The organism is Pseudomonas sp. KU26590 (assembly GCF_026153515.1).
GTDB lineage: Bacteria > Pseudomonadota > Gammaproteobacteria > Pseudomonadales > Pseudomonadaceae > Aquipseudomonas.
Genome location: NZ_CP110644.1, coordinates 2,051,670 through 2,073,632, shown reverse-complemented (window position 1 = coordinate 2,073,632; position 21,963 = coordinate 2,051,670). Strand labels below are relative to the sequence as shown.

Below are 21,963 nucleotides of genomic sequence, written 5' to 3'. Positions count from 1 at the left end.
AAGCTGCGCGTGCCGTGTAAGACCCTAGAGTCACCCTGGCTGCTTTGTCGGCGGGGATTTGCGAAAACGTATTGATGAATGGATCGTCATGGGTGGTTCGTGACCGAACCGGTTCGAGAAGATGGCTTCGCGAACCCAAACCTTGACGAGGGCCCTATGAAAGGCCGGCGCGCACTATACCGGAAATACTGAAACAAGTGAGGATTTTTTTCGCGAAACAGCCCCTTGCGGCCAACTGTCACAGGCTTTGCGCAAAGCTGCGTCAGTGTCTACTTTTCAAGTGCCCGGTATCGGTTGCGAGCAGAGCTTAAACGATTCACCCAGACAGTGCGACACCTCACCCTTCCTTTCTCCTCATCTGCAGGAAATAGCGACATGACCTCTTCGATCAAAGGCCACGTCAGCCGGGAACAGCGCGGCGCAATCATGCTAATAGGCCTGGACCGGGTCGCCAAACGCAACGCCTTCGACATGGACATGCTCAATCAGTTGAGCCTGGCCTACGGCGAGTTCGAGCGTAATGACCAGGCGCGGGTCGCAGTGGTGTTTGCCCATGGCGAGCATTTCACCGGCGGGCTCGATCTGGCCGAGGCCGGGCCGGCATTGCGAGACGGCTGGACGCTGCCGCCCGGCGGTTTCGATCCCTGGGGGCTGTCGATCGGCCCGCGGGTCAGCAAGCCGGTGATCGTCGCGGCCCAGGGCTGGTGCCTGACACTGGGCATCGAGCTGATGCTCGCCTCCGATATCAATCTGTGCGCGAGCAATGCCCGCTTCGCCCACCTGGAAGTGCAGCGCGGCATTTTCGCCTGCGCCGGCGCGACCCTGCGCCTGCATCAGATCGCGGGTTGGGGCAATGCCATGCGCTGGCTGCTCACGGGCGATGAATTCGACGCCCATGAAGCCTGCCGCATGGGCCTGGTGCAGGAGGTGATGGCGCCCGAGGACCTTCTGCCCTCGGCGCTGCGTCTGGCCCAGCACATCGCAGACCGAGCACCGTTGGGGATTCGCACCACCCTGGAGTCCGCGCGTCAGGCGGTGCTTGAGGGTGAAAGCGTCGCGGCGAAGGCGTTGCCGGCGCTGGTCCGGCGAGTACTTGACAGCGATGACGCGGAAGAAGGCCTGAAGGCGCTGGTGGAGAAACGGCAGCCTGTATTCAGAGGTTGCTGATCAGGTGGCGGGCCGTAAGGTCTTGATCAGCGGCAACAGCGAATAGCCCAGTTGCGGCGCAAGGCTTTCGGCGCGCTGGGTCAGCGCGTCAATGTCCAGCGTCTGATCCAGGTCGGCAGGCACGATAAGGATGACGTTGCCCTCCTTGACCGGCAGCTCCCAGTAATGGCGGTGATACAAACCGCGAAGCAGCGCCGCGCCCAAAGGTTTGCCATCGTCCGACGCCCACTGATTGATGATCAGCCAGCCGCCGGGGTTGAGGCGCTGTTGGCATTTCTCGAGAAACCCCCAGGCCAGATGGCCCACCGCAGGGCCGGTGTCGGTGTAGAGATCGACGAAGATCAGGTCAGCGTCTTCGGCAGTCGGCAGCAGGTCAAGGGCGTCGCCGATGCGCACATACAGCCGGGGATCGTCCTGCAGGCCCATGAATTCCATGGCCAGACGCGGCACATCGGGGCGCAGTTCGATGGCTTCGACGTCGTCCAGGGGCAGAAACTTCAGACACGCCTGCGTCAGCGTGCCCGCACCCAACCCCATGAACAGCGCGCTTTCCGGGGCCGGATGGCAGAGCGCGCCAATGAACATGGCGCGGGTGTAGTCGTATTCGAGCCAAGCCGGATCGGCCGTGAACGTACAGCTCTGTTCGATGGCGTCACCGAACTCCAGGAAGCGGTAATCGGCCACTTCAAGTACGCGGATCTTGCCGAATTCGTCGTGAACTTCGGCCAACACGTTCTCTACGCGTTCCTCGGTCATTGCTGTTCTCGTGCCCATGGTCAGAGTGATTCGGGATCGCGCCCGCCGGATCGGCATTGCCGCACTGAGCAATCGGCATCGCCGTACTCAGCGATCGGCCTTGCCGCGCGCCGCGCCTTGAGTGCAGACAAACACAAGACGCGCCCCGGAAAAGCGCGGATTGTCGGCGAATCGCGCCCCGCAGGTCACGCAAATTCTCGGGGTGAGCTGCTAACATGCCAGTCCGATCGCACTGACTTCGAGTTCAAGATGAGCCAACCGTGGAGCCCCGACAGCTGGCGGAACCTGCCTATCCAGCAGCAACCTCAATACCCCGACGCCGACCACGTTCGCCGTGTCGAGCAGACCCTCGCCAGCTATCCCCCGCTGGTGTTTGCCGGGGAAGCGCGCGAGCTGCGCCGACAGTTTGCCGAGGTCACCGAGGGCCGGGCGTTCCTGCTGCAGGGTGGCGATTGCGCCGAGAGCTTCTTCGAATTCTCGGCGGCGAAAATCCGCGACACCTTCAAGGTGCTGCTGCAAATGGCAATCGTCATGACCTTCGCCGCCGGCTGTCCGGTGGTCAAGGTCGGGCGCATGGCGGGGCAGTTCGCCAAGCCGCGCTCCTCCAACGACGAGACGATAGACGGCGTGACCCTGCCGGCCTATCGCGGCGACATCGTCAACGGCATCGGCTTCGACGAGAAGAGCCGCGTGCCCGACCCTGATCGTCTGCTGCAGGCGTATCACCAGTCCACCGCAACCCTCAATTTGCTGCGTGCTTTCGCCCAGGGCGGTTTCGCCGACCTGCATCAAGTGCACAAGTGGAACCTGGATTTCATCGCCAACTCGGCGCTGTCGGAAAAATACAGCCAGCTCGCCGATCGCATCGACGAGACCCTGGCGTTCATGCGCGCCTGCGGCATGGACACCTCGCCGCAGTTGCGCGAAACCAGTTTCTTCACCGCCCACGAAGCGTTGCTGCTGAATTTCGAGGAAGCCTTTGTGCGTCGCGACAGCCTGACCAATGACTTCTACGATTGCTCGGCGCACATGCTGTGGATCGGCGACCGCACGCGGCAGCTGGACGGCGCCCATGTGGAATTCCTGCGCGGCGTGAAGAACCCGATCGGCGTCAAGGTCGGCCCGAGCATGAACACCGATGACCTGATCCGCCTGATCGACATCCTCAACCCGGACAACGATCCGGGGCGCCTGAACCTGATAGCGCGCATGGGCGCCAACAAGGTCGGCGACCATTTGCCAGGGCTGATCCGTGCCGTGGAGCGCGAAGGCAAGAAGGTGCTATGGAGTTCGGACCCGATGCACGGCAACACGATCAAAGCTAGCAGCGGTTATAAGACCCGCGATTTCGCCCAGATCCTGGCGGAAGTGAAGCAGTTCTTCCAGGTGCATCAGGCCGAGGGTACCTACGCTGGCGGCATCCACATCGAGATGACGGGACAGAACGTCACCGAATGCATCGGCGGCGCGCGCCCTATTACCGAAGATGGCTTGTCGGACCGTTACCACACGCACTGTGATCCACGGATGAACGCCGATCAGTCGCTGGAGCTGGCGTTTTTGATTGCCGAGACCTTGAAGCAGGTGCGGCGGTAGGTCATAGCTGGGTTTGACTGAGTGTGCATCTGATTGAATGCTGCGCACGTCCGGCTGCTGCATTGGCTAAATGCTGCGCACGTCCGGATGCTGCATTGGCTAAATGCTGCGCACGTCCGGCTGCTGCATTGGCTGAATGCTGCATCGAATCTGTAGGAGCCGGCTTGCTGGCGAAAAGGGACTGTCAGGCAGAGCTGCAGCGCCGGAAAGTTTTTTCGCGGGCAAGCGCGCTCCTACAGTCGCCGGCGAGGCGTGCGTCCAGTCAGCGGGGCCGGCGGCGGAATCCCCGGCGCGTTCCCGGCTAAAGCCGGTCCCACTAACGGCGCGCTGTTTTCTGTAGGACTGGCTTTAGCCGGGAAAGCGCCGGATGTCACACCATAGAATTGAGGGTGCCCGCGCTGGCCCGTTCCCGGCTAAAGCCGGTCCTACGTTCCGTTACAGGTGGTCAAGACCGTTAGCGGCGAACGCCTCCCGCAAGCGTGCCGCACTGGTGCGCTGGCAGTTGATCAGCACGTGTGGCAGTTCCAGCCAGTTCGCCAGTTGCCGAAGGTGCAACGCGAGGGCGTGCATGCCTTCGTCATCCAGTCCGGGCTGCTCTTCGTGCACCCCATGAACCGCCAAACGCCCCGCCGCCCTTTCGGCACGCAGGTCGATGCGCGCGGCGATGCGTTCGTTGTGCAGAAACGGCAGCACGTAATAGCCGTAAACCCGTTTGTGCGCCGGGGTGTAGATCTCCAGCCGGTAGTGAAATTCGAACAGCCGCTCCGTCCGCGCCCGCTCCCAGATCAGGGAATCGAAGGGTGACAGCAACGCGCTGGCCAAAACCTTGCGCGGCACCGTCAGCCCGGGAAGTGTGTACGCCGGCTGCTTCCAGCCCTGCACCTGCACGAGCTGAACCGCGCCCTCCTCCACCAGTTCCGCCAACCCGCGCTTCGCCGGTGCCGGGTCCTGTCGAAAATAATCGCGCACGTCCTTTTCGGTACCGACACCCAGCGCCTTTACGGCGTGCAGCAGCAAGCTGCGCTGGGCATCGGTTTCGCCGATCACGGGGTGATTGACGATCGCCGACGGCAGAACGCGCTCGGGCAAATCGTACAGCCGCTCGAAACCGCGACGGCCGGCGACCGTGACCTCACCCGCTGCAAACAACCATTCCAGCGCATGCTTTTCGGCGCTCCAGTCCCACCAGGGTCCGGCGCGATCCTGACGGGTGCTGATACTGCCCGCACCCAACGCACCCTGTTCGCGAACGGTCTGCAACACGCGGGCGATAGTGCTCTGCTGCTCGCGGCCGAACTTCGCCAGTTGCTGATAAATGCCCTCGCCCCGAGCCGCGCGCTGCATCCGCCAGCGCATCAACGGGTACAGTTCGACGGGCAGCAACGACGCCTCATGCCCCCAATACTCGAACAGCTTGCGTTGCCGACCCTGGCTCCACGCCGCCTGCTCCAGCAATGTGCGCGGGTAAGGGCCGAGCCGGGAAAAGAGTGGCAAGTAGTGCGATCGCACCAGCGCGTTGACCGAGTCAATCTGCAGCACGCCGAGCCGTTCGATCAGTTGCGTGACGTGCGCCGCCTTGATCGTCGCAGGCGGCTGGCGATTGTTGAAGCCCTGGGCCACCAGCGACAGCTGGCGCGCGTGCTTGAGGGAAAGTGGCGGGTGGATCGGCGGTTCGACGGGCATTACGACCTCCATGGCAGTGCCCAACGCTAACCGATCACCCGCTGCGCTGTCAGCGCTTCATCGGGTCATCCCAGAAAGGACGCTCCACTTCTTCGTAGACATCCGCCCGACTCAGGCCCATGTCCTTCAGCGCGTCTTCGCTCATCGTGGCCAGTTCGACACGCTGCCGATGCAGCGTGCGCCAGCGAGCCACCTGTGCCACAAACGCTTTCCACCAACGTTCCGGCGCGGCTTCCCGCGACAGAGGTTTTGCGACCAGCACGTAACCTTTTTGACCTTTCATCGTCTTGCCCTCCTGTGGGGATGGGCAGATTCTCTCGCCGCGCCTAAGATCAATCCAACGAATGTTTCTTATGCACTGCATCTGGGAGATTGATGCATGACCACCTATCCGAGTATCGACAGCGAGCTGCTGCGCACCTTTGTCGCGATCGCCGATGAAGGCGGTTACACCAAGGCCGGCGAAGTGGTGAACCGCACGCAGTCGGCCGTGAGCATGCAGATGAAGCGGCTGGAGGAGGACGTGGTGCGGCGCCCGTTGTTTCTGAAAGACGGCCGCACCATCAGCTTCACGGCGGAAGGCCAGGTGTTGCTGGGCTACGCGCGACGGATCCTGAAACTGCACAGCGAAGTTTTCAATACCCTGCGCGAGCCGCACATGGTCGGCACGGTGAAGATCGGCACGCCGGACGATTACGTGATGCGCTTTCTGCCGGGAATTTTGCAGCGCTTTGCCCAGGCCTATCCGCTGGTGCAGGTGGAAGTGCATTGCGAGTCTTCGTCGCAGTTGCTGCAACGCCAGGACCTGGACCTGAGTATTGTCACCCGTGAACCCGGCAAGGAAATTGGCCAGATCCTGCGCCAGGAAAGGTTTGTCTGGGCAGTCGGCGCAGGCTTTTGCCCACAGGAGCAAACGCCGATGCCGCTGGCGATGTTCAACACCGACTGCTTTTGCCGGCAGTGGGCAATCAACGCGCTGCAGGCGTCCGGCCGCGAGTTCCGGGTGGCCTACACCAGCGCGAGCCTGTCAGCGATCATGGCGGTGGTCAGCGCCGGGCTGGCGGTGACGGCGCAGCTGCAAAGCCTGATCACTTCGGACCTGGAAGTGCTGGGGGAACAGCACGGGCTGCCGCAATTGCCGTCGGCGAGCATCGTGCTGCTGCGCAACCCCAACAATCCGTCGCCGATCACCGAGTGCCTGGCCGATCACATTGCCGAAGGGTTCAGGCTATAACGGGAGCTACAAGCAGCTCACAGCTCACAGCTTGAAGCACAGCATGATCGCGCAGATCACCAGAAAGCCGCAGAACAGCGAGCGCAACACGCGCTCCGGCAAACTGTGCGCCAGGGCGACGCCCCAACTGATGCTGGCCAGCCCGCCGATGGCCAGGGGAATGCCCATCAGCCAGTCGACGTGACCGTGCAAGGCGTAGGTCGCCAGGGTGATCGCCGTGCTCGGCGCCGCCAGTGCCAGCGCAAGGCCCTGGGCCGCCACCTGGGTCGCGCCGAACAGGCCGGTCAGAATGGGCGTCGCGATCACCCCGCCGCCGACGCCGAACAGCCCGGCGGTGACGCCCGAGCCCAGGCCCAGTAGCCACAACCATTGGGTGTGGCGCAGCTCGGCGCCTACCGTGCCTTTGCGCCAGACCATCTGGATCAGGTTGAACAGCGTCAGCACGATGAGAAAGCCGACGAAGCCCAGGCGCATGCTTTGCGGGTCGACGCGCACCGCCCACAGTGAGGTCAGCCAGGACATCGTGAAACTGGGCACGATGAGCATCAGCGCATGACGCACCGACACCCGATTGCGCTGGTTATAACGCCACAGCGCCAGCAGCACGTTGGGTAGCACCATCAATAACGCCGTGCCCTGGGCCAGTTGCTGGTCGAGCCCGAACAACACGCCCAGCGCCGGAATGGCAACCAGCCCGCCGCCAATGCCGAACAGTCCGCCCAGCGTGCCCATCGCGGCGCCCAGCAGCAGGTAAATCAATACATCGACAATCACGGGCGATCCTCTGATCCGATTTCAGCGCGCATGCTACGCAGTCAGTGCCGTCGAGGAAATCCGCTTTGACGACATCCGGGATGTAGAGACGACCCACGGATGACGCGGCCGATAGAAAACCCCATGCCCGGCGATTACCGAAATTATCTGGTGCATTAAACATCAGGGCACTAAATTACCGGGCATTACTGACTGAGCGAAGGACACCCCATGAACGACAACGAGCCCACCCACAAGGCTGGCGCTGGCAGCTGCGACGCGTTGCTGCTGGATAACCAGCTGTGTTTCGCCCTGTACTCGACGTCGCTGATGATGACCAAGGTGTACAAGCCGCTGCTTCAGGAACTGAATCTGACCTACCCGCAATACCTGGCGATGATGGTGCTGTGGGAACGCGACGGGCTCACCGTCGGGGAAGTCAGCACCCGCCTGCTGACCGATCCGGGCTCGCTGACGCCGCTGCTCAAGCGGCTGGAAGCTGAAGGCCTGATCCGCCGGACCCGCAGCAAGGAAGATGAACGCGTTGTGCTGCTGACCCTGACCGAGCAAGGCAAGGCGCTGCATACCAAGGCCCAGAGCGTGCCGCAATGCATTCTGGCCGCCAGCGGCATTAACCTTGAGCAGCTCAAATCGCTGCAGAAAGACCTGCTCGCCCTGCGTGGAAATCTGCACGAAAGCCTCTGATCAGGCCCTCGTAATCGACCCATCTAAAAAATCCCGAAAATTTATCTTGCGCGCTAAACATTAGCGCAGTACATTCCATCTCACTTGCTTGGCGCACAAAACTTTAGCGTCAAGTAGACCCTGATTCAGTCATCCCTATTCAACCCATCAACACGTGAGGAATTACCATGGAAGCTCTCTACACTGCAGTCGCAACCGCAACCGGTGGCCGTGATGGCCGCGCTGTTTCCGACAACAAAATCCTCGACGTCAAACTGGCCACCCCGAAAGAACTGGGCGGCGCTGGCGGCGAAGCAACCAACCCTGAGCAATTGTTCGCTGCCGGTTACTCCGCCTGCTTCATCGGCGCACTGAAATTTGTCGCCGGTCAGAGCAAGAAAACCATCCCGGCTGACGCCTCGATCACGGCTCACGTCGGCATCGGCCAGATCCCTGGCGGTTTCGGTCTGGACATCGACCTGCACATCAGCCTGCCGGGCCTTGAACAAGCCGAAGCCCAGGCGCTGGTCGATGCAGCGCACCAGGTCTGCCCTTACTCCAACGCCACACGCGGCAACGTTGATGTCCGTCTGCACGTGACCGTGTAAGCGCTCGTCCCAAGACCTCATCCCACACCTCGTCTGACCGGGAGAAGAACATGAACACGTTTGGCAAGATTCTGGCTGGCTCGCTCCTCGCACTGTCCGTCGGCAACGCTTTCGCGGCGACCGACACGGGCGTCGAGCACAACACGCAGGCTTTTCTGGACGCGCTGAATTCGGGAAGCGGCAAGCCGATCGAACAGCTTTCGCCCAAAGATGCCCGTGCTGTCCTGACCGGTGCCCAGGCCGGGGTCAAGCTGACCCTGCCCAAGGCCGATGTCAGCCAGAAGACCCTCTCGGTGGACGGCCAGAACATCAGCCTGACGATCGTTCGTCCGGCGGGCGTCAAGGGCACCTTGCCCGTGTTCATGTACTTCCACGGCGGCGGCTGGGTGCTCGGCGATTACCCGACCCACGAACGTCTGGTGCGGGATCTGGTAGAAGGTTCGGGGGCCGTGGCGGTGTTCGTCAACTACACGCCTTCACCTGAAGCGCACTACCCGACGGCGATCAACCAGGCCTATGCGGCGACCAAGTGGGTCGCCGAGCATGGCAAGGAAATCAACGTCGACGGCAAGCGTCTCGCGGTGGCCGGCAACAGCGTCGGCGGCAACATGGCTGCGGTCGTCAGCCTGATGGCCAAAGACAAAGGCACCCCGGCCATCCGTTACCAGGTGCTGTTGTGGCCGGTGACTGACGCCAACTTCGATACCGGTTCGTACGATCAGTTTGCCGAGGGTCACTTCCTCACCCGCAACATGATGAAGTGGTTCTGGGACAACTACACCACTGACCCGAAACAGCGCGCCGAGATCTATGCCTCGCCGCTCCGGGCCACGACCGAACAGTTGAAAGGTCTGCCGCCTGCCCTGGTGCAGACGGCAGGTGCTGACGTGCTGCGCGATGAAGGTGAAGCCTACGCTCGCAAGCTGGACCAGGCCGGTGTGCCGGTGACGGCGGTGCGTTACAACGGCATGATCCACGATTACGGGCTGTTGAACGTCGTTAGCCAGGTGCCGGAAGTGCGCTCGGCACTGCTGCAGGCTTCCCAAGAGCTGAAGGTTCATTTGAAGTAAGTCCGCACGAACTGTAGGAGCCGGCTTGCTGGCGAACCCGGTAGTCAGTCGCAACCGTATTGGCTCGTCTCACGCATTCGCCAGCAAGCCGGCTCCTACAAAATCCAGGCCTGTCAGTTTCTCATGCAGTGGCCGGGAGACCCTTCGCGGGCAAGCGCGCTCCTACACGGAACCGCGTCGCGTCAGTACTGTCTGGAAACGCTGACGAGACAGCAGCCACAAAAAAGCCCGACTCGATGGTCGGGCTTTTTCGTATCCGGCATTACATCTCCGGCATGACAAGAGCAGTGCTTATTTGGCACGGCCTTTGTAGGAACCGCCTTCACGGGTGTCGATTTCGATCTTGTCACCGATTTCGATGAAGTCAGCCACCTGCAGTTCGGTGCCGTTGGCCAGTTTGGCCGGCTTCATGACCTTGCCCGACGTGTCGCCACGCGCCGAACCTTCGGTGTAGTCAACGACGCGCACGATGGTGGTCGGCAGCTCTACGGAAACCAGACGCTCTTCGAAGAAGATCGCTTCGCAGACGTCGGTCATGCCTTCTTCAACGAAGGGCAGAACGGCTTCGATGTCTTCAGCGTTCAGCTCGTACATGGTGTAGTCGGTGGTGTCCATGAACGTGTAAGTGTCGCCGCTGATGAAAGACAGCGTGGCCTCTTTACGGTCCAGGATCACGTCGTCCAGCTTGTCGTCGGCGCTGTAGACGATTTCAGTCTTGTAGCCGGTCAGCAGGTTCTTCAGCTTGGTCTTCATGATCGCGCTGTTACGGCCCGACTTGGTGAATTCAGCTTTCTGAACCAGCCAAGGATCGCCTTCCAGCTTGATCACGGTACCGGGTTTGAGCTCTTTACCAGTTTTCATTACGAGTATCCGAATTTGGATTGAAGTTCTTTCTAAGCCCTGTACGAAAAGCCTCTTTTCGTACAGGGCTTAATACAGGGCCGCGTATCATATCCAACTTTGGTAAAACCTTACCAGCGCAGTCGTCAGATCCTCCTGCAAGGCCTGTTCCAGACACCAGCGCTCGGAGTGGGCGGCCAGCTCATCGGTGTGCTGGTCCAGCGCATTCCAGCCCTGAGTCATGTCTTTTCCGCCATTCCAGCTGTGCCAGACCTCGGTCAGCGCCTGCCGCGCCGCCTCCGACAACCCGACCCGATACAACTCCATAAACGCATCGAGCTTGGCCCAGTGGGCGTCGTCATCCTGCTCGTAGATGTGCCAGATCAGCGGCCGCCCCGCCCATTGCGCACGGACAAACGAATCTTCGCCGCGCACCACGTTGAACTCACAGCACCACAACAACAGGTCGTAGTCTTCCTGACGCACGAACGGCAACACCTGAATCGTCAGGGCGTCGCGCCCATGCACGGCGCCCGCCTTCAATTCGTCTACGCCCAACCAACGCTGAACGTCGCCGAGAATGCGCCCTTCCGGCACCAGCAAATGGGTCCGGCGATCAGCCTGGGCCAGGCAATCGAGCCAGCTGCCGAGCCCGGCGTGTTCGTAGGCGAACAGCGACATCAGCCGCGCATCGGCGTGGGGCGCGATGTTCAGGCGCTGGAGGAAGGACTGCCGCGCGGCAGGATCCGCCTGAAAGGCCTGCCGCTGTTCGATCAAGCCCGCTTCACGCAACAACCCGCCGGTCTTTTGGGTAAAGCCGGGGAAGAAGAAATACTTGCGCAGGCCCGAAGACTGAATCGACGGCAGGCCGTGGCAACCCGAGACCCAGTCCTCGGCGCTGAGGTATTCGAGGTTGAACCACAGCGGCCGCTTGTCCCGTGCGAGCATGGCCTCGATGTAGTCCGGAGGCAGGCGGCAGGCGAAGGCCTCGACCACGACGTCTGGCAGCTCGACCGGTTGCCACGTTTTGGGCCATTCCTTTGGCCAGCGACAGACGGTCACGCCATCGCGTATTTGCTCTTGCGCCAGCGGATCGGCACCCGGGCACAGCCGGGCGAAGGCGTTCAGATCATCGATCCAGAGGCGGACCTTCAGGTCGTGTTCGGCGACCAGTTGTCGGGCCAGGCGAAAGGTCACGCCGACGTCGCCGAAATTATCGACAACGCTGCAGAAAATATCCCAAGAGGCTTTCATCCGGGCTCCCTGAGGATGTTCAAAAAAACCGATTGTCCTTCATTGCGGCGCAGAATCACCAGCCCCGGTCGTGCGACAATCGCCGCCACTGCTGGCCACATGCATACAAGTCTGGAGTCTGTCATGTACGTCAACCACCGCGAACTGTCCGTCACGCTGCGCCCGCTCAAGCTGATCCTGTCGATTGCCGCCGGCATCTGGCTGGGGTTTCTCGCTGTCCTGCTGAGCCTGTGGCTGATCTATAAACTGCTCCCCGCCGAGCAGACCCAGGCCCTGAACAATGCGGCCACACAGATGACCAACCCACCTGCGGCCAAGCCGAAGCCCGAAACTGACAACCCGATGTTCGATCAGTACCGGCAGATCCTGCGCGACAGCGAAGCGCGGCAGACGCAAGAGGCCGAGCAAGCGGAGCGGCAACGCAGCTTCAACGGGCCGAAATGCCAGTTCTGGATGCAGCAGAACCAGACCGCCCCCAGCGAGAAAAGCCGTGCGAGCGTGTATCAGTTCTGCGGTTGAACCCCCTTTGTCGAGTCACTCCATGCCCCCGAATACGCCATGTCCGCCATGCCCGTGAACAAGCAAACCGTCCTGCAGTGCATCGTCGAGAAGCTGCAGGTCGATCTCGACGTGGCCGCGCGGGCCGCGCAAACGGCGTACGAAACCGCGACCCACGAAGAGAACATCGCCGAGAACAAGTACGACACCCTTGGGCTTGAGGCGTCGTACCTGGCGGCGGGTCAGGCGCGGCGCGTGGAAGAAATCCGCCAGTCGCTGAACCTCTGCCGCCACCTCGTGCTAAAGCCCTTCGATGACCAGCGCGGCATTCAGACCGGCGATCTCATTGCGCTGCAGGCAGGCAACGGCGCAGGGCAGCTGCTGTTTCTCGGGCCAGACGCGGCGGGGCTGAAAGTCACGGCCGACGAGCAGGTGATTACGGTGATCACGGCGCGCTCGCCACTGGGTCAGAGCCTGCTTGGCAAGCTGGATGGCGATGAGGTGGAGGTGGTGGTGAACGGCAGCCGCCAATCGTTCGAAATCACGCAAATCCTGTGATCCACTGATCATTTGCAGGGTTGTAGCGTCCGACTTTTTGTGGGTAAGGTGCACAGTCGCACCACAAAAGGGTGAACCCCGGAACACGGAGCCGGGGACACGGATTTAACCAAGGAGATATTTCATGACGAACGTCATCACTTTCCCTGACGCCCATGAACGTGATCGCCTCAAGTCCAGTGACCACCACGGGTTGAGATACCTGAACAAGAAAGAGCGACAACTGATCGACCGCCTGCGCATGACCAGTCATGCCGGCCGCCAATACGTTTACGACTACGCCAGCATCATGCAGCGCTCCAAGCCGCTCTACCCGGAACCGGTGGACTGACGCGGCTCGTCCGGGACACGCGGCGGTTCAGCAGAGGTTCAGTACAACGCCAGGAGGCGTGGGCCTATAGTGGGCAGATGTTTCTGTCTTCAGGAAAGCATCATGCCCACTGCCACGCCTCTCCCTTCGCCCGCCGAACCGAGCGCTGCCGCTGTGCCGGTCGATCATCTGCGCTTTCACAAACGCCACGCGCACCTGGCGCCGACCTTTGGCACTGACGCTTTCGCCCTCAAGGCCGAGGCGTTTGCGCGCTTCTTCGGTACCCCTGCCTTTCTCGGCGCACAGACGTTTCTGGTGCTGCTGTGGGTGGGCGCAAACCTGAGCGGGCTGGTGTCGTTCGATCTTTACCCGTTCATCCTGCTGAATCTGGCGTTCAGCCTGCAATCGGCTTACGCCGCGCCGTTGATTCTATTGGCGCAAACACGGCAGGCTGCCCGCGACAAAGCCAGCGCCGATGCCGACGCGGAGCATCGAGAGGCGCTGGCGACGGCCAACGAAGAACGCATGGCCCGCGCGGCGCAAAACACGGCGCAGATGCTGGAACTGCTGGAACAGAACACCCGCCTCACCGAAATGACCAAAGTGCTGACCGAGCGCGTGGAAGCGCTGACGGCAGACATGCATAAGCATTTCGTAAAACGCGATGGACATGTTTGACCGTTCTCCGCGCGCGACGAACCTGTTTCGCTCGCCGCAAACCGATGTTGCGCACGACCGCGATTTTTAATCCGGCGCAGGTCCACTCTAGGAGCGCGCTTGCCCGCGAATGCGATCTGCCTGTGCCATCAAATCCGCCTGACACACCGCATTCGCCAGCAAGCCGGCTCGGAGTCGGGGGTGTCAGTTGCCCATTCGTTGGCCGCAAGATCTTTCGCGGGCAAGCGCGCTCCTACAGTGATTTGCGTTCAGCGCGGGATATGCGCCATGCGCAATATCCGGTAAGAGCCGGCCCGCGAATGCGATCTGCCTGTGCCATCAAATCCGCCTGACACAGCGCATTCGCCAGCAAGCCGGCTCCCACAGATCCTGTACACGACGCTGAAATCCCGGCAAACGCCGATCCACTGTAGGAGCGCGCTTGCCCGCGAATGCGATCTGCCTGTGTCATCCATTTCGCCTGACTCACCGCATTCGCCAGCAAGCCGGCTCGGAATCAGGGGTGTCAGTTGCTCATTCGTTGGCCGCAAGGTCTTTCGCGGGCAAGCGCGCTCCTACAGTGATTTGTGTTAAGCGCGCGATATACGTCATGCAATACCCGGTAGGAGCCGGCTTGCTGGCGAATGCGGTGGTTCAGGCGCTGCAGTAACGACATTCCACTGAACGATCACGACCCGGCGCTGCCCCAAACTCAATGGCATTCATGATCCCCCGTCAAAAGTCCCGTGCCCGCGCTGTGGTTTTTCCCTGCCAGCCGGCGCGGGATACTGGAGATCTGCTTCGTTCATCCCCTTCCCCTCGAACTCTGGAGTCTTCCCATGACAGTTCCCGCATTTGGCCTCGGCACCTTCCGTTTGAAAGATCATGTCGTCATCGACTCGGTCAGCAACGGCCTGGACCTGGGCTATCGCGTCATCGACACCGCGCAGATCTACGGCAATGAAGCTGAAGTCGGCCAGGCCATCGAGCAGAGCGGCGTGCCCCGTGACGAGCTGTACATCACCACCAAGATCTGGACCGACAATTTCGCCGCCGACAAGCTGATCCCCAGCCTGAAGGAAAGCCTGGCCAAGCTGAAAACCGATCACGTCGACCTGACGCTGATCCACTGGCCCTCGCCAAAGGGCCAGGTGCCCGTCGCCGAGTTCATGGGCGCACTGCTGGAAGCCAAGCAGCAAGGCCTGACCCGCGAGATCGGCATTTCCAACTTCACTGTGGCGCTCATGGGAGAAGCCATCGCCGCGGTCGGTGCCGAGAACATCGCCACCAACCAGATCGAACTGCACCCGTACCTGCAAAACCGTACTGTGGCCGCTTTCGCTCAACAGCACGGGATCAAGATCACGTCCTACATGACCCTGGCCTACGGCGAAGTGCTGAAGGACCCGGTGATCGAGCAGATCGCCCAGCGCCACAATGCAACGCCTGCCCAAGTGACGCTGGCGTGGGCCATGCAGTTGGGTTACGCGGTGATTCCGTCGTCGACCAAACGCGCGAACCTGGAAAGCAACCTGAAAGCCGTCGATCTTAAGCTCAGCGAAGATGACATGGCACAGATTGCCCAACTGGACCGCGGCCATCGCCTGACCAGCCCGGCCAGCCTCGCGCCGCAGTGGGATTGATGCAGCCCTGATTCTGGCTTCGGCCAGAATCACCCCAATCAGCGCCCTCAAATAACGCACCCGAACCATAAACAGGCGCCCTGCCTGACTCATTCCTGAAATTGGTTCGCTTAGCCCCTGAACCAACTCCTCCTCGCCTCGCGAACCAGACTTCCGAACCTTTGCCGATTGGCCCGAACGAGCGGGATCACGCCTGCACGCTTGCCCGGCCATCGCCCCAGTCAAGCGAACCAATTTCCATTGGCATCGCTATTGCACTCGTCCTCTGTAGCCAGGCTTTGCCTCATCAAGCCCCTGGCCTCCGGTTCACCCCCGTGACGAGAGACGCAGATGGACAGCATCGACACCGACGCAACCCACGACACTTCGTCCAAGATGGCCCTCGACGCGCTGCGCCAGATGGTCGCGCAGCAGGCGGCCTTTCCGCAGCGGCCGTTGCCGACCGAGCGCGACCTGGCGGTGGATTTCGGCGTCAGTCGCCGGGCCATTCGCCGCGCGCTGGCGGTGCTTGAAGCCGAGGGGCACATCTGGCGGCGGCAGGGCAAAGGCACTTTCGTCGGCCCTACCCCGCCGAGCGCGGCGATGAGCTTTGCCAAGCTGTCGAGCCGGACCAATTTCAGCGAGGTCATGGAAGCGCGCATCTATCTGGAACCCGCACTCGCTTCACTGGCGGCCCTGCGCGCCAGCGGCGAACAGATGGCGATCCTGCGCCGGCTCGCCGAGCGCACCACCCATCAGCAACACGCCAGCGAACCCGACGCCGAAGGCATCGAGCTGTGGGACAGCGCACTGCATCGCGGCATCGCCGAAGCGGCGGGCAACCGCCTGATGCTCGATATTTTCGAAATGCTCGACGCCATTCGTCTTGACCCGGCGTGGCGCGACCTGCGCCAACGCGCCCGCAACACCGACCGCCTGAGCACTTACAGCCACGATCACCACGACATCGTCGGCGCCATCGAAAGCCGCGATCCGGCCAAGGCTGCCACCGCCATGCGCGGTCACCTGCGTGCGCTGCAACAGGCGCTCGATCACGTCATTCAGCAAGACCTTGAGGCCAGCGTATGAGTGCTTCACCCGCGAACACCCCATCGGTATTGAGCGTCAGCGACCTCACCGTGCGCTTCAAGGATGCCCCGGCCAATGTCGTCGACGGCGTGTCGTTCGCCATTCAGCCGGGCAAGACCCTGGCCATCGTTGGCGAGTCCGGCTGCGGCAAAAGCGTGACGTCCATGGCGTTGATGGGTTTGCTGCCCGACACCGCGACGGTGCAGGCCAGCGCCTCGAACCTGCTGGGCGAACCCTTGCTCGGTATGTCCGACGAGCGCCTGCTGGACGTGCGCGGCAATCGCATGGCGATGATCTTTCAGGAGCCCATGACCTCGCTGAATCCGGTGTTCACTATTGGCGATCAGATTGCCGAGAGCGTGATTCGCCATCAGGGCCTGTCGGCCAGCGCCGCCCGCCAGCGCGCGCTGGAAATGCTGGAAAAGGTCCGCGTGCCAGACGCCCTTCAGCGCCTTGATGCTTACCCCCACGAGCTGTCCGGCGGCATGCGTCAGCGCGCGATGATCGCCATGGCGCTGGCCAACGACCCTGCGCTGATCATCGCCGACGAACCCACCACCGCCCTGGATGTGACCATTCAGGCGCAGATTCTTTCGCTGGTCGCCAGCCTCCAGGCCGAAACCGGCACCTCGATGATGCTCATCACTCACGACCTCGGCGTGGTCGCCGAAGTGGCCGACGAGGTCATCGTGATGTACGCCGGCCGCGTCGTCGAAAGCGGTTCGGTGAAAACCCTGTTCGATGATCCGCAGCACCCTTACACCATTGGCCTGATGGGCTCGATGCCCTCGGTCGGCCCTCGCGAAGGGCGCCTGGCGACGATCAACGGACGCGTCCCGACGCCGGCTGAAATGCCCAGCGGTTGCCGCTTTGCCAGCCGTTGCCCGTTCGTCATCGCCGCCTGCCGCGAAGCCCGTCCGCCGTTGCTGGAAGTCTCCGCCGGGCATTTCGCCGCGTGCATTCGTGTGCCACTTGAACAGCATCTGGGAGTCAGCGCATGAGCCTGTCCGGACAACCCATCGTCGATGCCGGGAGTGCTGATTCGGCCCTCGAAAAGCCGATTCTGGAAAGCATCGCGGTGAGCAAGCATTTTCACAGTGAAGCCGGTCTGTTCCAGCGCAAAAAGCCGCCGGTGCAGGCGGTCAATGAGGTGTCCCTGGCCGTGCGCCGGGGCGAAACCCTGGCGCTGGTGGGTGAGTCCGGCTCGGGTAAATCGACTCTGGGCCGGGTGCTGCTCAACCTGCTCAAACCGACGGCGGGCGACGTTATTTATGAGGGCCGCAACCTGGGCAATCTGCCCGCCGACAAGCTGCGTCAGGTGCGCCGGGATCTGCAGATCATCTTCCAGGACCCGTTCGCCTCGCTGAACCCGCGCATGAGTGTCGAATCGATCATCGGCGAGCCGATCTGGCTGCACCGCGACGACAGCCGCAGCGCGCGCCAGGACAAGGTCGCCGAACTGCTGCGCACGGTGGGTCTGGCGCCGGAGCACGGCAGCCGCTTCCCCCATGAGTTTTCCGGCGGCCAGCGTCAGCGCATCGGCATCGCCCGCGCGCTGGCGTCGGAGCCACGGCTGATCCTCGGCGACGAACCGGTGTCGGCGCTGGACGTCTCGGTGCAGGCGCAGGTCGTTAATTTGCTGGAAGACCTCAAGCACCGGTTCGGCCTGACCCTGCTGATCGTCGCCCACGGCCTCGCGGTGATCCGCCACATGAGCGACCGCGTGGCGGTGATGTACCTCGGCGAGATCGTCGAACTGGCGCCGGTCAACGCGCTGTTCGAGACGCCCTTTCATCCTTATACGCAAGCGCTGATGGCCGCCGTGCCGGTCAGCCACCCGGACCTGCGCCGCCCGCGGCCGCTGCTTGGCGGTGACATGCCAAGCCCGAGCAAGCCGCCGGCCGGTTGCCGCTTTCACACCCGTTGCCCCCACGCCAAGCCGCTGTGCCGCGAAGTGAAGCCGCTTTTCGAAACCGTTGAGCCCGAGCGTCAGGTGGCCTGCCACTACTGGCGCGAAATCGCCAATGCCGGCGCCGGTTCGCTGATCGTGCCCACGCCCAGCGCCGCCTACAGCCAACGCCTGAACCTGTTCAAAAGCCATCAAGCCCTTTCTCTGGAGAGTCAGCCATGAAATTCGCCCACCTGATGACAACCACGTTGTTGCTGCTCGCTGCGAATGCGGCTGTTGCCGAAACCACCCTGCGCATCGGCATTCAGGACGACCCTGACATGCTGGACCCGCACCGCTCGCGTACCTACTCGGGGCGTCTGGTCTACACCGCGCTGTGCGACAAGCTGGTCGACGTCAACCCGGACCTGACCTACGCGCCGCAACTGGCCACCGCCTGGAACTGGAGCGAGGACGGCAAGACGCTGACCATGACCCTGCGCGACGGCGTGACCTTCCACGACGGCGAGGTGTTTGACGCCGCCGCCGTGAAGTTCAACCTCGACCGCGCGCGCACCCTGCCCGACTCCCTGCGCAAGAGCGAACTGGCCTCGGTGGAAAGCGTTGAGGTGATCGATGCGAAGACCGTGGCGATCAAGGTCAAGCAGCCCGACGCGACGCTGATCTCGCAATTGTCGGACCGCGCCGGGATGATGCTCGCGCCCAAGGCTTCGGCCACCGACGTCGCCTCAAAACCGGTGTGTTCCGGGCCGTACAAATTCGTTCAGCGGGTGCAGCAGGACCGCATCGTGTTGGAGCGCTTCGACAATTACTGGAACAAGCAGGCGTACCACTTCGACAAGGTGATTTTCCTGCCGATTCCGGATACCTCGGTGCGCCTGGCGAACCTGCGTTCCGGCGACCTGGACATCATCGAGCGTGTCGCGCCCACCGACGTGAAGACCGCCAAGGCCGACAGTCACGTGCAGGTGTTCAGTACGCCGGGCCTGGGCTACATGCAGCTGATGTACAACACCAACAACGGCGACAAGGCCAACACCCCGATGGGCAAGGACAAGCGCGTGCGCAAGGCCTTCGAGCTGGCGATCGACCGTGACGCGATCAATCAGGTGGTGTTCGAGGGTCTGTACGCACCGAGCGCCCAGCCGTTCCCGAAAAACAGCCCGTATTACGACAAGGATTTGCCGGTTCCGACCCGCGACGTCGAAGCCAGCAAAAAACTGCTCGCCGAAGCCGGGGTGAAGACGCCCCTCAGCGTCGAGCTGAAAGTGGCCAACAACCCCATCGCGCAGCAGGTCGGCCAGATCATTCAGGCGATGGCGGAAGAAGCCGGTTTCAAAGTCAATCTGATTGCCACCGAATACGCCACGCTGCTCAGCGAGCAACAGGCCGGCAACTTCCAGATCGGCATGAGCGCCTGGTCGGGGCGCCCTGATCCGGATGGCGACATTCATCAGTTCGTAACCTGCAAAGGCGGCCAGAACGACGGGCATTTCTGTGACCCGAAACTCGACGAGCTGCTGAACAAGGCGCGCACCGTGAACGATCAGGCCCAGCGCCAGGCCATCTATTTCGAGGCCCTGCGCCTGCTCGCCGAAGACGTGCCGACCAGCTACCTGTACTTCGATCCGCGAATCATCGCGATGCGCAGCAACATCACCGGTTTCGTGCCCAATCCCGATGGCTTGATTCGCCTGACCAACGTCGCTTTCAAATGACAGCGGCGCCCGTGGACAACCGCTTCGGCCGCGAGGATTCGTCATGCTGACTTTCATCCTGCGACGCCTGCTCAGTGCCATTCCGACGCTGATCCTGGTTTCGCTGTTCGTCTTCACCCTGCAAAAGCTGCTGCCCGGTGATCCGGTCCAGGCCATGGCGGGTGAAGAGCGCGACCCGGCGGTGATGGAATACCTGCGCGAGAAATACCGGCTCAACGACCCGCTGCCGCTGCAATACGTGCACTGGGTCGGCAACGTCCTGCAGGGCGACTTCGGCACGTCACTGCGCACCGAGCAACCGGTCACCGTGCTGCTGGCATCGAAGCTGCCGGTGACCATCGAGCTGGCGGTGCTGGCGCTGATCATCGCGTTGGTGATCGGCATTCCCACCGGGGTGATTTCGGCGGTGCGCAAGGGCACGTCGGTGGATTACGCGGCCAACGTGTTCGCGCTTTCGGGTATCTCGATCCCGCACTTCTGGCTGGGGATTCTGTTGATCATGATCTTCGCCGTGAAGTTGCAATGGCTGCCGGCCTCGGGCTTTGTGCCGCTGGGTGAAGACGTCGGGCAGAACCTGAAAACCCTGATCCTGCCGGCGTTCGTGTTGGGCGCCGGGCTGTCGGGGGTGCTCATGCGCCACACCCGCAGCGCGATGCTCGAAGTGCTGCGCGCCGACTACGTGCGCACGGCCCGGGCCAAAGGTCTGTTCCCGCGCACGGTGATTCTCAAGCACGCCCTGCGCAACGCGCTGATGCCCATCGTCACGCTCACTACGCTGCTGTTCGGCGAATTGCTCGGCGGCGCGGTGCTGACCGAGCAGGTGTTCAGCATTCCCGGCTTCGGCAAGATGATTGTCGACGCCGTGTTCAACCGCGATTACGCCGTGGTGCAAGGCGTGGTGCTGTGCGTTGCGATTGGCTTTTTGCTCCTGAATCTGCTGGCCGACGTGCTCTATCGCCTGATCAATCCGCGTCTGAGGACTGCCTGATGACTTCGATTGCGACCCATCCTTCAGCGCCGCTCAACGCGCCGACCCAGGCGCCGTTGAGAGAACCACTGCGGCCGCGCACCCGCTCGCCGTTCGTGAAGAAATTCCTCGCCAACAAGGGCGCGGTGGTCGGCGCGGTGGTGCTGATCATCTTCATTCTTGCGGCGCTGCTGGCGCCGTGGATTGCGCCCCATGATCCGCTGAAAGCCAACTTCCTCGCCGTGCGCAAAGCGCCTTCGCTGATCTACTGGCTGGGCACCGACGAGCTGGGCCGTGACCTGTTTTCCCGCCTGCTCTGGGGCGCGCGCAGTTCGTTGCTGGCCGGCGGGGTTTCGGTGGCTATTGCCATGGTCATCGGCGTGCCATTGGGCCTGTTGGCCGGTTACTTCGGCGGCAAGCTCGACGCGGTGATTTCGCGCATCATGGAAGCGCTGCTGTCGTGTCCGTTTCTGGTGCTGGCGATTGCCCTGGGCGCGTTTCTCGGCCCGAGCCTGAGCAACGCGATGATTGCCATCGGGCTGTCGGCGATGCCGATTTTCTCGCGCCTGACCCGCGGTCAGGTGCTGGCGATCCGTCATGAAGATTACCTGGAGGGCGCCCGCGCCATTGGGCTGCCGGATCGCTGGATCATCCTGCGCTACGTGCTGCCGAACGTGCTCTCGCCGCTGGTGGTGCAAGCGACGCTGACCATCGCTTCGGCGATTCTGGCGGAAGCGAGCCTGTCGTTCCTCGGCCTGGGCCAGCAACCGCCCTCGCCGTCCTGGGGCTCGATGCTCAACACCGCGAAGAACTTCATGGAACAGGCGCCGTGGATGTCCATCGCCCCGGGCGTGGCGATCTACATCACGGTGCTGTGTTTCAACCTGCTGGGCGACGGGCTGCGTGATGCCCTCGATCCGAAAAGCTGACGGCTTTTATGCCCGTAGGCTCGAAAGCTGCGCCTCTATAACCGATCAACTGCCAAGAAGA

At 62.2% G+C, this 21,963-nt stretch carries 23 protein-coding genes; 17 read left to right on the top strand and 6 right to left on the bottom strand.

The annotated features are described in order from the left end of the window. Positions 1–375 precede the first annotated feature (375 nt). Positions 376–1,167, top strand: a complete 792-nt coding sequence (locus OKW98_RS09340) for a crotonase/enoyl-CoA hydratase family protein (protein ID WP_265388902.1) — start codon at positions 376–378, stop codon at positions 1,165–1,167. On the opposite strand, the gene OKW98_RS09335 is transcribed toward OKW98_RS09340, so the two are convergent. Further along, the gene (locus tag OKW98_RS09335; RefSeq protein ID WP_265388901.1) at positions 1,168–1,923 is read right to left on the bottom strand and encodes a spermidine synthase; all 756 of its coding nucleotides are present in this window, start codon (positions 1,921–1,923) and stop codon (positions 1,168–1,170) included. A 249-nt stretch (positions 1,924–2,172) separates the two neighbouring features. Here OKW98_RS09335 and OKW98_RS09330 point away from each other — a divergent pair, with 249 nt between their 5' ends. Then, on the top strand, positions 2,173–3,519 hold the full coding sequence (locus tag OKW98_RS09330; RefSeq protein WP_265388900.1) for a class II 3-deoxy-7-phosphoheptulonate synthase: 1,347 nt from the start codon (positions 2,173–2,175) through the stop codon (positions 3,517–3,519). A gap of 435 nt (positions 3,520–3,954) precedes the next feature. Here the strand turns inward: OKW98_RS09330 and OKW98_RS09325 are convergent, their stop codons facing one another. Together OKW98_RS09325 and OKW98_RS09320 are read right to left on the bottom strand one after the other, a co-directional pair. Beyond that, a complete protein-coding gene (locus tag OKW98_RS09325; RefSeq protein WP_265388899.1) occupies positions 3,955–5,202 on the bottom strand; it encodes a winged helix-turn-helix domain-containing protein in 1,248 nt (415 codons plus the stop codon). A gap of 49 nt (positions 5,203–5,251) precedes the next feature. Continuing rightward, positions 5,252–5,485, bottom strand: coding sequence for a DUF1127 domain-containing protein (locus OKW98_RS09320; RefSeq protein WP_265388898.1), 234 nt, complete (start codon positions 5,483–5,485; stop codon positions 5,252–5,254). 96 nt (positions 5,486–5,581) lie between these two features. On the opposite strand from OKW98_RS09320, the gene OKW98_RS09315 reads away from it, so the two are divergent. Continuing rightward, on the top strand, positions 5,582–6,436 hold the full coding sequence (locus tag OKW98_RS09315) for a LysR substrate-binding domain-containing protein (RefSeq protein ID WP_065993052.1): 855 nt from the start codon (positions 5,582–5,584) through the stop codon (positions 6,434–6,436). Between the two features lie 24 nt (positions 6,437–6,460). Here OKW98_RS09315 and OKW98_RS09310 read toward each other — a convergent pair whose 3' ends face one another. Continuing rightward, positions 6,461–7,168: a sulfite exporter TauE/SafE family protein gene (locus tag OKW98_RS09310; RefSeq protein WP_416148446.1), complete on the bottom strand. Its 708-nt coding sequence runs from the start codon at positions 7,166–7,168 to the stop codon at positions 6,461–6,463. Positions 7,169–7,420: 252 nt separating this feature from the next. Here OKW98_RS09310 and OKW98_RS09305 point away from each other — a divergent pair, with 252 nt between their 5' ends. The 3 genes from OKW98_RS09305 to OKW98_RS09295 all read left to right on the top strand — a co-directional run bounded on the left by OKW98_RS09305 (position 7,421) and on the right by OKW98_RS09295 (position 9,551). Next, a complete protein-coding gene (locus tag OKW98_RS09305) occupies positions 7,421–7,894 on the top strand; it encodes a MarR family winged helix-turn-helix transcriptional regulator (protein WP_265388897.1) in 474 nt (157 codons plus the stop codon). A 167-nt stretch (positions 7,895–8,061) separates the two neighbouring features. Next, positions 8,062–8,481 (top strand): organic hydroperoxide resistance protein, encoded by a 420-nt coding sequence (locus OKW98_RS09300; RefSeq protein ID WP_265388896.1) that lies wholly within the window; start codon positions 8,062–8,064, stop codon positions 8,479–8,481. 50 nt (positions 8,482–8,531) lie between these two features. Beyond that, the gene (locus OKW98_RS09295) at positions 8,532–9,551 is read left to right on the top strand and encodes an alpha/beta hydrolase (RefSeq protein ID WP_265388895.1); all 1,020 of its coding nucleotides are present in this window, start codon (positions 8,532–8,534) and stop codon (positions 9,549–9,551) included. 291 nt (positions 9,552–9,842) lie between these two features. Here the strand turns inward: OKW98_RS09295 and OKW98_RS09290 are convergent, their stop codons facing one another. Continuing rightward, complete coding sequence (locus OKW98_RS09290) at positions 9,843–10,412, bottom strand: elongation factor P (protein ID WP_265388894.1); 570 nt, start codon at positions 10,410–10,412, stop codon at positions 9,843–9,845. An 87-nt stretch (positions 10,413–10,499) separates the two neighbouring features. Beyond that, positions 10,500–11,645, bottom strand: a complete 1,146-nt coding sequence (gene earP, locus OKW98_RS09285) for an elongation factor P maturation arginine rhamnosyltransferase EarP (protein WP_265388893.1) — start codon at positions 11,643–11,645, stop codon at positions 10,500–10,502. A 123-nt stretch (positions 11,646–11,768) separates the two neighbouring features. On the opposite strand from earP, the gene OKW98_RS09280 reads away from it, so the two are divergent. The 11 genes from OKW98_RS09280 to OKW98_RS09230 all read left to right on the top strand — a co-directional run bounded on the left by OKW98_RS09280 (position 11,769) and on the right by OKW98_RS09230 (position 21,902). Next, positions 11,769–12,164 (top strand): hypothetical protein, encoded by a 396-nt coding sequence (locus OKW98_RS09280; RefSeq protein ID WP_265388892.1) that lies wholly within the window; start codon positions 11,769–11,771, stop codon positions 12,162–12,164. Between the two features lie 54 nt (positions 12,165–12,218). Further along, a complete protein-coding gene (locus OKW98_RS09275) occupies positions 12,219–12,701 on the top strand; it encodes a GreA/GreB family elongation factor (RefSeq protein WP_265389690.1) in 483 nt (160 codons plus the stop codon). Positions 12,702–12,825: 124 nt separating this feature from the next. Next, entirely contained in the window at positions 12,826–13,032 is a 207-nt protein-coding gene (locus OKW98_RS09270) for a hypothetical protein (protein WP_065993044.1), read from the top strand. Positions 13,033–13,134: 102 nt separating this feature from the next. After that, positions 13,135–13,689, top strand: a complete 555-nt coding sequence (locus tag OKW98_RS09265) for a DUF1003 domain-containing protein (protein WP_265388891.1) — start codon at positions 13,135–13,137, stop codon at positions 13,687–13,689. A gap of 818 nt (positions 13,690–14,507) precedes the next feature. Continuing rightward, entirely contained in the window at positions 14,508–15,311 is an 804-nt protein-coding gene (gene dkgB, locus OKW98_RS09260; protein WP_265388890.1) for a 2,5-didehydrogluconate reductase DkgB, read from the top strand. Between the two features lie 330 nt (positions 15,312–15,641). Then, a complete protein-coding gene (locus tag OKW98_RS09255; RefSeq protein ID WP_074888288.1) occupies positions 15,642–16,379 on the top strand; it encodes a FadR/GntR family transcriptional regulator in 738 nt (245 codons plus the stop codon). After that, positions 16,376–17,380 (top strand): ABC transporter ATP-binding protein, encoded by a 1,005-nt coding sequence (locus OKW98_RS09250; RefSeq protein WP_074888291.1) that lies wholly within the window; start codon positions 16,376–16,378, stop codon positions 17,378–17,380. Before OKW98_RS09255 ends, OKW98_RS09250 begins: the two co-directional genes overlap by 4 nt. Continuing rightward, the gene (locus OKW98_RS09245; protein WP_265388889.1) at positions 17,377–18,510 is read left to right on the top strand and encodes an ABC transporter ATP-binding protein; all 1,134 of its coding nucleotides are present in this window, start codon (positions 17,377–17,379) and stop codon (positions 18,508–18,510) included. The genes OKW98_RS09250 and OKW98_RS09245 overlap by 4 nt, the downstream gene beginning before the upstream one ends. Further along, a complete protein-coding gene (locus tag OKW98_RS09240) occupies positions 18,507–20,006 on the top strand; it encodes an ABC transporter substrate-binding protein (protein WP_265388888.1) in 1,500 nt (499 codons plus the stop codon). Before OKW98_RS09245 ends, OKW98_RS09240 begins: the two co-directional genes overlap by 4 nt. Before the next feature lie 43 nt (positions 20,007–20,049). Next, positions 20,050–20,994 (top strand): ABC transporter permease, encoded by a 945-nt coding sequence (locus OKW98_RS09235; RefSeq protein WP_037011865.1) that lies wholly within the window; start codon positions 20,050–20,052, stop codon positions 20,992–20,994. After that, positions 20,994–21,902: an ABC transporter permease gene (locus OKW98_RS09230; RefSeq protein WP_265388887.1), complete on the top strand. Its 909-nt coding sequence runs from the start codon at positions 20,994–20,996 to the stop codon at positions 21,900–21,902. Before OKW98_RS09235 ends, OKW98_RS09230 begins: the two co-directional genes overlap by 1 nt. Positions 21,903–21,963: the final 61 nt, after the last annotated feature.